Source organism: Pseudomonas nabeulensis (assembly GCF_004682045.1).
GTDB lineage: Bacteria > Pseudomonadota > Gammaproteobacteria > Pseudomonadales > Pseudomonadaceae > Aquipseudomonas > Aquipseudomonas nabeulensis.
On the sequence record NZ_QUZT01000033.1, the window covers coordinates 1 to 12,094 of the forward strand.

General features: G+C 59.8%; 11 protein-coding genes and 1 tRNA gene. 7 read left to right on the top strand and 5 right to left on the bottom strand.

The window, feature by feature from the left end; all coding sequences use genetic code 11:
• Window positions 1-145: 145 nt before the first annotated feature.
• Window positions 146-1,804, bottom strand: a complete 1,659-nt coding sequence (locus DYL61_RS17700; protein ID WP_135309399.1) for an OFA family MFS transporter — start codon at window positions 1,802-1,804, stop codon at window positions 146-148.
• Window positions 1,805-2,129: 325 nt separating this feature from the next.
• On the opposite strand from DYL61_RS17700, the gene DYL61_RS17705 reads away from it, so the two are divergent.
• The 5 genes from DYL61_RS17705 (at window position 2,130) to DYL61_RS17725 (ending at window position 7,285) form a co-directional block, all read left to right on the top strand.
• On the top strand, window positions 2,130-4,340 hold the full coding sequence (locus DYL61_RS17705; RefSeq protein ID WP_135309400.1) for an AsmA family protein: 2,211 nt from the start codon (window positions 2,130-2,132) through the stop codon (window positions 4,338-4,340).
• Entirely contained in the window at window positions 4,337-5,404 is a 1,068-nt protein-coding gene (mutY, locus tag DYL61_RS17710) for an A/G-specific adenine glycosylase (protein ID WP_135309401.1), read from the top strand. Before DYL61_RS17705 ends, mutY begins: the two co-directional genes overlap by 4 nt.
• A complete protein-coding gene (locus DYL61_RS17715) occupies window positions 5,401-5,673 on the top strand; it encodes an oxidative damage protection protein (protein WP_105697692.1) in 273 nt (90 codons plus the stop codon). The genes mutY and DYL61_RS17715 overlap by 4 nt, the downstream gene beginning before the upstream one ends.
• A 103-nt stretch (window positions 5,674-5,776) precedes the next feature.
• Window positions 5,777-5,852 (top strand) — tRNA-Phe (locus tag DYL61_RS17720).
• 278 nt (window positions 5,853-6,130) lie between these two features.
• The gene (locus tag DYL61_RS17725; protein WP_135309402.1) at window positions 6,131-7,285 is read left to right on the top strand and encodes a Fic family protein; all 1,155 of its coding nucleotides are present in this window, start codon (window positions 6,131-6,133) and stop codon (window positions 7,283-7,285) included.
• An 18-nt stretch (window positions 7,286-7,303) separates the two neighbouring features.
• Here the strand turns inward: DYL61_RS17725 and DYL61_RS17730 are convergent, their stop codons facing one another.
• The 4 genes from DYL61_RS17730 to relB all read right to left on the bottom strand — a co-directional run bounded on the left by DYL61_RS17730 (window position 7,304) and on the right by relB (window position 10,498).
• Window positions 7,304-8,911 (bottom strand): ArnT family glycosyltransferase, encoded by a 1,608-nt coding sequence (locus DYL61_RS17730; RefSeq protein ID WP_135309403.1) that lies wholly within the window; start codon window positions 8,909-8,911, stop codon window positions 7,304-7,306.
• Window positions 8,912-8,998: 87 nt separating this feature from the next.
• Window positions 8,999-9,964 (bottom strand): arsenic resistance protein, encoded by a 966-nt coding sequence (locus DYL61_RS17735; protein WP_135309404.1) that lies wholly within the window; start codon window positions 9,962-9,964, stop codon window positions 8,999-9,001.
• Between the two features lie 41 nt (window positions 9,965-10,005).
• Window positions 10,006-10,284 carry a type II toxin-antitoxin system RelE/ParE family toxin gene (locus DYL61_RS17740; protein WP_238704580.1) on the bottom strand — a complete coding sequence of 93 codons (279 nt, stop codon included), beginning with the start codon at window positions 10,282-10,284 and terminating at the stop codon, window positions 10,006-10,008.
• Between the two features lie 19 nt (window positions 10,285-10,303).
• Window positions 10,304-10,498: a type II toxin-antitoxin system RelB family antitoxin gene (relB, locus tag DYL61_RS17745; RefSeq protein WP_135309406.1), complete on the bottom strand. Its 195-nt coding sequence runs from the start codon at window positions 10,496-10,498 to the stop codon at window positions 10,304-10,306.
• 175 nt (window positions 10,499-10,673) lie between these two features.
• Between relB and DYL61_RS17750 the strand changes: the two genes are divergently transcribed.
• Window positions 10,674-11,651, top strand: a complete 978-nt coding sequence (locus tag DYL61_RS17750) for an alpha/beta hydrolase family protein (protein ID WP_135309407.1) — start codon at window positions 10,674-10,676, stop codon at window positions 11,649-11,651.
• A gap of 12 nt (window positions 11,652-11,663) precedes the next feature.
• A complete protein-coding gene (locus DYL61_RS17755; protein WP_135309408.1) occupies window positions 11,664-12,077 on the top strand; it encodes a hypothetical protein in 414 nt (137 codons plus the stop codon).
• Window positions 12,078-12,094 lie beyond the last annotated feature (17 nt).

Consider the following 12,094-nt stretch of genomic DNA (forward strand, 5'->3'; position numbering starts at 1 on the left):
CAGACAGACCGCGGTGGATGGATTGGGGGCGGCTTCGCCACCCAGCGCGGGGCAAGCCCGCTCACTACAGAGGCGGTGTTGCTCCTGTCATTTCTTAACTGACTGGCATTAGGGCTTGCCCCCTCCCACAGGGGTTTTGCGGTGCTTAGTGGAACAGTACTGCCGTCTTCTGCAGAGTCACCCACACACCCCACGCCAACGGAATACCCACCACCAACCAGGCCGCAATGGCCAATGGCACAGTACCGGAAGCCGCTTTCCACTCCAGCGAAGTCGTGGCATCGGCACCTTTGTTATGACCCAGCGCTTGCTCAGCCGCCAGTTCGGCGTCGGTCATGAAGTACTTGTCGGCCACCGGACGCACCAGCATGTTGCAGATGAAACCCAGCACCAGCAGGCCGGCGAGGATGTACAGGGTGATGTCGTAGGCGGCGGCGCGTTCAACGCCGATGCTCAGCTGGTATTCGCGCAGGTAGTTCACCAGCACCGGACCCAACACACCCGCCGCTGCCCAGGCAGTCAACAGGCGACCGTGGATCGCGCCCACCATCTGCGTGCCGAACAGGTCGGCCAGGTAAGCCGGAACCGTCGCAAAACCACCGCCGTACATCGACAGGATGATGCAGAACGCCGCCACAAACAGCGCCACGTTACCCAGGTGCCCCAGGTTCGGGATCAGCGCGTACAGGGCAAAGCCCAGGGCGAAGAACACGAAGTAGGTGTTTTTACGGCCCAGGTAGTCGGAGAACGACGCCCAGAAGAACCGGCCACCGATGTTGAACAGGCTCAGCAGGCCGGTGAAGCCCGCCGCGATCGCAGCGATGGAGGCCAGTTGACCGGCGTCCAGTTGACCGAACGGCACATCCACACCCAGCAGCTTGCCACCGAACACTTCCTGCAACAGCGGCGAAGCCATGCCGAGGATGCCGATACCCGCGGATACGTTCAGGCACAGCACCAGCCAGACCAGGCGGAACTGCGGGGTTTTCCAGGCCACGTTCACGTGGACGTGACGGTGGGTGATCATCGCATTGCTGGCTTTTTTCGCCGGCGCGGTCCAACCCTCAGGCTTCCAGCCGGTCGGCGGAACGCGGTAGGACAGGGCGCCGCCGATCATGAACACGAAGTAGATCGCAGCCATCACCAGGAAGCTCTGCCATACGCCCACGCTGGTCGGCGAGGCGAAGTGGCCCATCAAGGCTGCCGCCAGCGGGGCGCCCACCATTGCGCCGCCGCCAAAGCCCATGATCGCCATGCCGGTAGCCATGCCGCGCTTGTCCGGGAACCACTTGATCAGGGTCGACACGGGCGAGATATAGCCCAGGCCCAGGCCGATACCGCCAATGACCCCGGAACCGATCCACATCAGCCAGATCTGGTGGGTATAGATACCCAACGCCGAGATCAGCAGGCCACCGCACCAGCACAGTGCTGATACAACGCCGGCCTTGCGCGGCCCGGCGTGTTCCAGCCAGCCGCCCCAGATCGCCGCCGAGCAGCCCAGGAAGATGAAGAACAGGGTGTAGATCCAGCCCAGCATGGAGATGGGCCAGTCGCATTGGGACGAGAAGACTTGCGCGATGAAGCTCATGTCCGGCGCGCAGGCGACCGGCGCGGTGATCCCCAGTGCCTTGGACAGCGGCAACCAGAACACCGAGAAGCCGTAGGCCATGCCGATACACAGGTGGATGGCCAGGGCGGCCGGTGGAACCAGCCAGCGGTTGAACCCGGGCTTGGCGATAATGCGCTCCTTGGACAGGAACGCAGGCGCGGCAGTACTACCAGCCGCAGTGCTAGTGCTCATTGGTGTTTCCCCCAGTTATTAGTATGTGTCCGTCAGGCGCTCTCTCCCTCGGCCTTGCACGCAGAGCGTTGGCCGTTGTCTTGAGTAAAGCTCCATTTAAGCGCGACGCTATGTCGCAGAAGGCAGACGAACCCGCGCAGATTAGCACCTGCGCATGACAGAAAAACCAAACTGATATCACCTTTTTCGGAATATCTGTTTTATCTGACGTCAAATTCCCGTTTTGCTGGGCCTGGATACAATGTAACGATCTGCGAACTGACGTACGGTTACCAGCGTTATACTCTGCGGCTAAATTTTGAAATCGACATACAAGGACTCGCCCATGAAAGCGTTCGGCAAAATCCTGGGTCTGGTACTTCTCGGGCTGTTGCTGATCATTGTGGCTCTGGGTTTTGCCCTGACCCACCTCTTCGATCCCAACGACTACAAAGACGAGATTCGCCAGATTGCCCGCGACAAGGCCCACATCGAGCTGACGCTCAATGGCGACATCGGCTGGAGCCTGTTCCCCTGGCTTGGCCTTGAGCTGCACGAAGCCAGTGTGGCAACCCTGACCAACCCGACCCAACCGTTCGCCGACTTGCAAATGCTCGGCCTGTCGGTGCGCGTGCTGCCACTGCTGCGCCGCGAAGTGCAGATGAGCGACGTGCGTGTCGAAGGCCTGAACCTGCGCCTGAACCGCGACAAGCAGGGCCACGGCAACTGGGAAGACATCGGCAAGAACGTCACCCAGACCACTGCCGGCGCCCCGGCGGCTCCAGTGGAGCAACCCGCCGACGAGCCGGAAAAGCCATCCAAGCCGATCCGCCTGGACATCGACAGCCTGACTATCAACAACGCCCGCGTCGAATACAACGACGAGCAAACCGGCAAGCAGTTCAGCGCCGAGAGCATCCAGTTGAGCGCCGGCGCCGTGCATGAAGGCGCGAGCATTCCGGTGAAACTCACTGCTTTCTTCGGCAGCAACCAGCCGGTGATGCGCGTCAAGACCGAGCTCAACGGCAACCTGCGCATCCAGCGCGCCCTCAAGCGCTACCAGTTCGAAGACATGAAGATCAGCGGCGAAGCCACGGGCGAGCCGCTGCAAGGCAAGACCGTGACCTTCTCCACCCAGGGCCAGTTGCTGGTGGACCAGGCGGCGAACATCGCCGAATGGACCAACCTGAAACTCTCGGCCAACCAATTGCGTGCGTTGGGCGAGCTGAAGGTCAACGGCCTGGACAAGACCCCGCAACTGAGCGGCGCCCTGTCCATCGCCCAGTTCGACCTGGCCAAGTTCCTCGACAGCGTCGGCCATCCGCTGCCAACCATGGCCGAGGGCAGCCTGAGCAAAGTCGAGTTGGTCAGCCGTCTCACCGGTACGCAGAACAGCGTGGCCTTGGAAGACCTGAACCTGAAACTCGACGGCAGCACCTTTACCGGTCGCCTGGCTGTGGATGATTTTGCCAAGCAGTCCCTGCGGGTCCAGCTCAAGGGCGACACGTTCAACGCCGACAACTACCTGCCGGCCAAGTCCGAATCCGCCAAAGGCGCAACGGCGGCACGCCAGGCCGAGGTGCAGAACAGCGAAGCCGGGGCCATGGCCGCCGGTGGTACCACCCCGCTGCCGGACGCACCGACCAAAGGCGCCTGGAGCACCGACAAACTGCTGCCACTGACCCGCCTGCGCTCGCTGGACGTGAATGCCGACCTGGCCTTCGGCGAACTGACCCTGAGCAAGCTGCCGATCCAGAATGCCGCGCTGAAAGCCTCCGGCATCGACGGCCAACTCAAGCTCGACACCCTCAGCGGTGGCCTCTACAACGGCACCTTCCAGGCCAATGGCACCCTGGATGTGCGCCAGGACATCCCGGTGCTGGCGCTGCAAAGCCAGATCAAGCAAGTGCCGGTCGAACGTATCCTGCAAGCCCAGGGGCAAACGCCGCCGGTGAAGGGCCAGATCACCCTCAACAGCAACCTCACGGGCCGTGGCAACAGCCAAAAAGCCCTGATCGACAGCCTCAACGGCACCGCCAGTTTTGTGATCAACAATGGTGTGCTGCTCAACGCCAACCTTGAACAGCAACTGTGCACCGGCATCGCCCTGCTCAACCGCAAGACCTTGAGCACAACGCCGCAAGGCAAGGACACGCCGTTCCAGGAATTGAAGGGCAACCTGACCTTCCGTAACGGCGTCGCCAGCAACCCGGACCTGAAAGTGCGCATCCCAGGCCTCACGGTCAATGGCAATGGTGACGTCGACCTGCGTGTGCTGGGCATGGATTACCGCGTCGGCATCATCGTCGAAGGCGACCAGCGCGAAGTACCGGACCCGGCCTGCCAGGTGGGTTCCAACTTCCAGAACATCGAAGTGCCGTTGCGCTGCCGTGGCCCGCTGGAACTGGGCGCCAAGGCGTGCCGCCTGGACAAGGATGGCTTGAGCCAGGTGGCCATCAAGGCCGCCGGCAACAAGCTCAGCGAGAAACTCGAAGAGAAGCTCGACAAGGTCAACCCACAGCTCAAAGACGCTTTGAAAGGCCTGTTCAAACGATGAGAAACGAGCAGTTTTCAACGGCGGTGCTCGACTGGTACGACCGCCACGGTCGCCATGACCTGCCCTGGCAACAGGGCATCACGCCTTACCGGGTGTGGGTCTCGGAGATCATGCTGCAACAGACCCAGGTGAGCACCGTGCTCAATTACTTCGACCGGTTCATGGCGTCGTTGCCGACAGTCGAAGCCCTGGCCGCCGCACCGGAAGATGAAGTGCTGCACCTGTGGACCGGCCTGGGTTACTACACCCGGGCGCGCAACCTGCAAAAGACCGCGAAGATTATCGTGGCCGAATACGGCGGCGAGTTTCCCAAGGACGTGGAAAAACTCACCGAACTGCCGGGCATTGGCCTGTCCACCGCCGGTGCAATCGCGAGCCTGAGCATGGGCCTGCGCGCACCGATCCTCGACGGCAACGTCAAACGCGTGCTGGCACGCTTTACCGCCCAAGAGGGCTACCCTGGCGAACCCAAGGTCGCCAAGCAGCTGTGGGCGACCGCAGAGCGCTTCACGCCCCACGACCGCGTCAACGCCTACACCCAGGCAATGATGGACATGGGCGCCACGCTTTGCACCCGCAGCAAACCCAGCTGCCTGCTGTGCCCGCTGGAAAAAGGCTGCGAGGCCCATATGCTCGGCCTGGAAACACGCTACCCGATCCCCAAGCCGCGCAAGACCATCCCCCAGAAGCGCACGCTGATGCCAATGCTGGCAAATGCCGAAGGCGCGATTTTGCTATATCGCCGCCCGTCCACGGGATTGTGGGGCGGTCTGTGGAGCTTGCCTGAGCTGGACGACCTGCAAGACCTTGAACACCTCGCCCACCAACACGCGCTGGCACTGGGCAAGCAACAGGAACTGCCGGGGCTGGTCCACACCTTCAGCCATTTCCAGTTGGCCATCGAACCCTGGCTGGTGCAGGTCGAGGAATCCGCCCATCACGTGGCCGAGGCCGACTGGCTCTGGTATAACCTCGCCACCCCGCCGCGCCTGGGCCTTGCCGCCCCGGTCAAGAAGCTGCTGAAGCGCGCGGCCGACGTATTGAATGCAGGAGTGTCGTCATGACCCGCACCGTAATGTGCCGCAAGTACAAAGAAGAACTGCCAGCCCTGGAACGCCCTCCGTACCCAGGTGCCAAGGGCCAGGACATTTTTGATCACGTCTCCGCCAAAGCATGGGCCGACTGGCTGAAACACCAAACCCTGCTGATCAACGAAAAACGCCTGAACATGATGAACGCCGAAGACCGTAAATACCTGGCGGGCGAAATGGACAAGTTCTTTTCCGGCGAAGATTACGCCAAGGCCGACGGCTACGTGCCACCTGCTCAATAATTGATCAAAAACCGGGGTCGGCACGTAAGCGACGGTAATAATTAAATATTTTTTGAAAACTTGCTTGACGACCCCCTGAAAAACCCGTTTAATGCGCCCCGTTGCCCAGATAGCTCAGTCGGTAGAGCAGGGGATTGAAAATCCCCGTGTCGGCGGTTCGATTCCGTCTCTGGGCACCACTCATTAGTTTTAGGTGGTGCGAACATCATCTGAAACACACAAAAAACCCGCCTAGTGCGGGTTTTTTGTTGCCTGGGATTTAGTCACTCACAACCACAGCCCAGAAAAACCACAGAGCTGGCGCTGATCTCCCCCCCACATGTACATACGTACACTTAATTCAGCAGCTATTTTGAGATAGCTTGGTACCCATATGGGAACCAATCCCCCGTATTGTCTGGATAAAAACAAAAATAATTTGAGATAACCTTTTCTTCCATTTGAGATGTCTTCCCCTATGGCCGACTTTCGACACCACGATCTACAGCTTTTGAACCCATCGTTTGACTCAGGCTTGGTTGACGTGCTCGGGGAACTGGAGCATCTGCGTCGCCTACAATTGGGTGGCGACACACCTCCCGCCGTCTTCTTCCAACTTAAAGACCTATTCCACGCCTTGGAAAGCCTGGGCTCTGCCCGCATCGAGGGTAACCACACCACATTGGCCGATTACATCGAAAGCAAAGTGGACGGAACGGCGGAGGGCTCCGATCAATTACGGGAGATCGCGAACATCGAAAAGGCCATGGATTATGTTGAAAGCATCGTCCAGCCTGGCTCGGACCTGACCGAATTGGCTATTCGTGAAATTCACTCGATCACTGTCCATGGATTACAACGAGAAGGGGATCTCACACCCGGAGCCTACCGCAAAGCAGGTGTGCGTATCGCCCAGTCAGACCACCTCCCTCCTGACGCAGTGATGGTACCGGGGTACATGCAAGAACTGGTCAACTTCGTGAATAGACCGGATGCCCCCAAATACGATTTGATGAAGGTAGCCCTGGCTCATCATCGATTCGGCTGGATTCACCCGTTTGGTAATGGCAACGGTCGAGTCGTGCGCCTTCTAACCTATGCCCTGCTGATGAAGTACGGCTTCAATGTCAGTACCGGGGGCCGAGTACTCAACCCCACTGCTGTGTTCTGTATAGACCGAGAAAAGTATTACGAGATGCTGTCTACAGCCGATACAGGCACCAAGGAGGGCCTGGAGGTTTGGTGCACCTATGTTCTCGCGGGCATCAGGGATGAATTGGAGAAAGTCAGCAAGCTTACCGATTACGCATACCTGACCAAGCACATCCTCATGCCCACCGTCGCAATGGCAAAGAGCCGCGAGTGGATAACGTCACTGGAGGAAAAAATCCTGATAACGGCCATTCAACAAAAAGTGGTCAAGTCAGGTGATATCGCCGCTATCCTGCCCACGCTCTCCGCCCCACAAAGAACCTACCAGATAAAAAAACTGGTTGATCAAGGCATGCTGCTCCCCATCAATCCAGGCGCTCGACAGTACACAGTCGGATTTTCAAACAACTATCTGATCAGAGGCGTTATCAGCGCTTTACGGGAGGAGGGTTTTATCCCTGAGCAGCTGGATAGGCCCTAAGAAACCTGCTTATCTCACCTATCGAAGCAAAAACACCATCAGCGGATTATCATTCAACCGCCCACTGAATACCGGCACCTGATGCTCCAGCGGCGTCCCCGCCAGCAGTGCCGCCTCCTTGCGCGCCACGATCACCCATGCAGGCCGTGGCAACGCCGCCAATCGCTCAACCTCGCTGCGCCCAACAAACAGCGGCTGCTCATCGTGATCCAGGTTCATCATGTAGCGCACCGCCCAGGTGTCGCGGCCAAGATTCACGAACACTAGCGGGCCGGGCTGCGTTGCGCGCAGCACTTCTACCTGGCCGACGAATGTCCGGGTATCGAATTGCAGATCCTTGGCAGGATCCACGACCGTTACCAGCACCAGGTATTGCGCAACCAGGGCAATCACACTAAGCCCCACCAGCCACCGAGCGCGGCGCCAGGCGATGAGGGCCGCCACTTGCAGGATCACCAGCGCACCAATCAACAACGGCAACGAAATGTCCGGCCAATACCCGTGCTTTTGCCATCCATGCCGACAGACAAAGACTACAACCACACACAACGCCGGTAGCGCCACGACAAGCCCTTCGTAGCACCGGCGCACGCCAACGAGCCAGCCTTGCGCCTGGAGCAGCCCATAGGCGGCGACAGCGGCAAACATCGGCACCATGGGCAAGATGTAATAGGCGCGCTTGAAGTGCGGCACCGACAGCCCGAGCAAGATCATCAAGCCGCAGGCTCCGAGCCGCGCCACCATCTGCACGTCTTCATTCACAAACCGTTGGGACCAGCGATGACGCAGTGCGATCAGCGTTGCCAACGCCAGGGGCACCACCGGGAAGTATCGGTACACACTCAGTTGGAAGTAGAAATAAAACGGCTCGCCGCTTTCATCGAGGCGCCCGCCGACTTGCATCCTGAACACCTCATCGGCAAAGGCGTCGCCACCACTGATCCGCGCCAGCTTCACCAACAGCCACCAGCACGCCGCCAACAACAGCAGGCCGACCACGCCATGGATCAGTACCTGCCTGACTCGCTGCCCCGGACGGCTTAGCGCCCAGTACACGCACACCACGCCGCAGACTTCGATCAAGCCCAACGGCCCACGAATCGCAAAGCCGAGGATGAACAACGGGAACACCGCGAGCTGGCGCAGCCGCGAGCCCAAACGCTCGCCGGTGTGCAGCAGGTAGAAACTGCCCACACACAACAGCGACACCATCTGGTCCAGGCACACCGAGCGCGACTTATCCAGCAACTGTGCAGTAAGCAGCGTCAGCAGCACCGTCAGCAGCGCCCATTGCCGACTCGAAGGCACGAGCAAGCGATAGATCACCGCAACGACGCCAGCCGACGCGAGAGCCGTAGGCAGCACATTAGCCAGGTGATTGGGCGCGCCAAACAACAGCGCGCACAGATAGCTCAGGAAAGTAGCGGTGCCCGGGTAGTCCGCATAGGGCTGGCCATAGGTCGTGGGAAAAAAGCTCGCGCCGTGGCGAAACATTTCTTGCAGGAACAGCGCCCAGCGCCCGTCAAACCCTTGGGGCTGCTGATCCCAGATACCCAAGGTGAACAACAGCAAGGCAATCAGGAAAATCCCCAGGGACTCCAGGCGAAAACGGTTGCGGTGATCCATCGGTTGACCTGTCAGGTAAAGGGCGCCGATCTATGGTGCCCAACGCCTTGCTGAATAGCGCCTGAACAGGTCCGAACATTCACACACTTATCGACCTGCGGGCCACACCAAGGCAGGGATCAAGCGGATGTAGATCAACTCGCCGACCAGCTCGACCAGGGTTTGCAGGATCACCACCGTAGCGGCCAACCCGCGAACATCCTCGGGCAACGCCAGCGCCAGGGGCAGCACCACCAATGAATTGCGCGTCGACGCGCTGAACGTCACCGCCCGCGCCGTCACCGCCGGCAGCGAGAACAACCGCGACGCCAACATCCCCATCAGCGGCGCCAACACCAGGTAGCCCACATACACCGGGATCACTGGCAGCAACAGGCTGATGTCACGCACCACCGAAGTAATCTGTGAACCGATCACCACCCACAGCACCAACGCCATGGCCGGCACTGGCAACCAGGCCCAGGCGTCGCTCCACAGACTGACAACCCTTGAGCGCTTCGCCAGTGAAGTGGTCAGCACCGCCAGCACCATCGGCACCACGATCAACAGCAGGAACGCCTCGACAAACGGCCCCGCCTCCACCACCCCATCCGATTGCGCCTCCAGCATCAACCCCAGGTACACCGGCAGCAGCGCCAATTGCAGCAGCAACAGCACCGGCGTCGCCGCCAGCATCAACCGCGAATCGCCTTTGCCAATATGGGTAAACACCACCACGTAATCGATGCACGGCGTCAGCAACACCAGCAACGCCCCCACCAACAGCGCCGGGCGCTCCACCAGGCCACGGGTCAAGGCCCACACCAACAGTGGCACCAGGACAAAGTTGGCCAGTAGCAGTGCCGACAGGAAGCGTTTATGGGTCAAGCCTTGGCGCAGTTCCAGAAACGGGATTTGCAGGAACATCGCGTACATCAACACGGCGATGGCGGGCGTGACCAGCACACCGAGGCCGTGAGCCAGCGACGGCACGAGCAGGCCGAAGGCGGCGGCCAGGAGGACGACGGCGAAGTAGATGGGGATTTGGTTGTGTTCGAGGGTGTCGCGGGTCATAAAGGCGCCCAAGCTGATAGCAAGGGTGCAAGCCTATGCATCTACTGACGCGAGGTCGATAAATAAGATTCGAACCTGTCCGAGGGGTACTCCTGACGGGTGTGCGGCACCATCAGAACATCGACATACTCCAGCACTCGATAAACCACTAAATAGTTTGGATGAACAACCATCTCTCTAGTACCAGCCAAACGGTCGTATTTGAATCCATAGGGCATTGAAGACAACCCTTCAGTGGCTCCGACAATGGTTCGGTGAAGCGTTGCAGCGGCAACGGGGTTGTACCGCTCGACGTAATCGATGATATCGGTCAAGGCCACGAGAGCCTCAGGCCTCCATTTAACGATCAGCACGGCGAGCCTTGCGCCTCTCTTCCAGCATCCTCTCGACTTCGGCCATAGCCTCATCATGCGGAATGCTCGGACGAGGATCATCAATAGAAGCCTGCACCTTGGCACGAAACCAGCGGTCATAGCTGGCGGCCTGCTCTTCTGTTTCAAACTCTGAAACGATGGGCGACAGTGGGATGCTCATAGAGACCTCCGTAATGGATGCCTGCCAGTCTAATCGGTCCATGGTGTGCTGTCGTTCCTCTCGGATGTATGGCTTTATCAGTGGGTGCCGAAGATTAGTGACCCCACTTAAGCGCACACAAGTGCTGGCAAACTGACGAACTGTTACCAAAAATAAAAAAGAAGACAGAGAAAGAATGAACTTGAACGACACCCCGCCGCGAATGCCCTCCACCCTATCCGAGCGCAGCAGAAGCGAACCCTTCAAAGAGCCCGCAACCGACGGCCACCCTATCAGCGGCTTCACCTGGCGCCACCCGCGCACCGACCTTGAGCGCCCGGTCGTCATCATCAACGCTGCCACGTCCTTGCGCTGTCGCTATTACTCGCGCTTCGCCGACTACCTGTTTGCCAACGGCCTTGACGTCATCACCTATGACTATCGCGGCATCGGTGAGTCCCGCAATGGCTCGCTGCGAGGCTTCAAGGCCTCATGGTCGGATTGGGGCGTGCTGGATTTCGAGGCGATCTTGCGGCGGGCACAGCGGGAGTTTCCGGGGCAGCCGATTGATGTGGTCGGCCACAGCTTCGGCGGCTGCGCGGCGGGGCTTGGGGCGTCGGGCGCGGTGATTCGGCGGATCGTGACGGTAGGCGCCCAATTTGCGTACTGGCGCGATTACCAGGCCAGCGGCCGTTGGCGGATGCTTGCCAAATGGCATGTGGTGATGCCGCTTGTAACCGCACTGTTCGGGTATTTCCCCGGCCAGCGCCTGGGCTGGCTGGAAGACACACCCGCAGGCGTGGTGCGGGACTGGAGCACACCTACGCCCACCTATGAAACGCGACCCAGCGGACGAGCCCTGGGCGAGTTGCCCTTCAGCCGTGTAACGGCGCAATTGCTGGCAATCAGTATTACTGACGACCCCTTCGGGACAGTGCCGGCCATTGAGCGGTTATTGGCTTACTACTCAAACAGTGATCGCACCCATGTGCGCATCGCCCCCGAAGACATCGGAGAAAAACAGATCGGACATTTCGCTTTTTTCCGTAGCGAGTACCAGGACCGACTGTGGCCAATTGCGTTGGCGTGGCTGCAAAGCGGCCAATTGACGACGGATACCCTTGGGATTTCCCCCAACCTGCGCTTCAATACGCCACCCAGATCCACAACCTAGGACGTTGAGCCCATGGCCTCGCCGAACAAGCAGCAAAAACGCGCCCAACGCGCCAAGACCAAGGCCAAGCAGAACCGCACCCAACGCGCCGTCGCCACCAAACCCGATGCATTTGCCGGGGATGACAGCCGCATTGACCTTGAGTCAGTGGACCTGACCGAGCTGTTCGTCGAGATGCGCACTGCGGGCGAGACCAGCCAGCAGGCGTTGTGTGCGGCGTTCCTGGCGCACCCGTTACTGGCGCTGGTGCTGGAGCAGGAAGGCGAAGAGGAAGCCACGGACTTTATCCTCGCAGCGCTGATCGAGTACCGGCAGTGGGCCACGGACAGTGATGATGAAGCGGCTGCGCTGGCGTGGATTGAATCGCCGCAGTTCCAGGCGGATTACGTGGCGGCGTCCCAGGCCCTAACCAGCTCAGCGGACTGACACAAAACCCAATGTGG

Coding starts and splice junctions, on each gene's coding strand:
- DYL61_RS17750 (WP_135309407.1), top strand. CDS start 10,674: ATGAACTTGAACGACACCCCGCCGCGAATGCCCTCCACCCTATCCGAG.
- relB (WP_135309406.1), bottom strand. CDS start 10,498: ATGAGCATCCCACTGTCGCCCATCGTTTCAGAGTTTGAAACAGAAGAG.
- DYL61_RS17725 (WP_135309402.1), top strand. CDS start 6,131: ATGGCCGACTTTCGACACCACGATCTACAGCTTTTGAACCCATCGTTT.
- DYL61_RS17730 (WP_135309403.1), bottom strand. CDS start 8,911: ATGGATCACCGCAACCGTTTTCGCCTGGAGTCCCTGGGGATTTTCCTG.
- DYL61_RS17700 (WP_135309399.1), bottom strand. CDS start 1,804: ATGAGCACTAGCACTGCGGCTGGTAGTACTGCCGCGCCTGCGTTCCTG.
- DYL61_RS17735 (WP_135309404.1), bottom strand. CDS start 9,964: ATGACCCGCGACACCCTCGAACACAACCAAATCCCCATCTACTTCGCC.
- DYL61_RS17705 (WP_135309400.1), top strand. CDS start 2,130: ATGAAAGCGTTCGGCAAAATCCTGGGTCTGGTACTTCTCGGGCTGTTG.
- DYL61_RS17755 (WP_135309408.1), top strand. CDS start 11,664: ATGGCCTCGCCGAACAAGCAGCAAAAACGCGCCCAACGCGCCAAGACC.
- DYL61_RS17715 (WP_105697692.1), top strand. CDS start 5,401: ATGACCCGCACCGTAATGTGCCGCAAGTACAAAGAAGAACTGCCAGCC.
- mutY (WP_135309401.1), top strand. CDS start 4,337: ATGAGAAACGAGCAGTTTTCAACGGCGGTGCTCGACTGGTACGACCGC.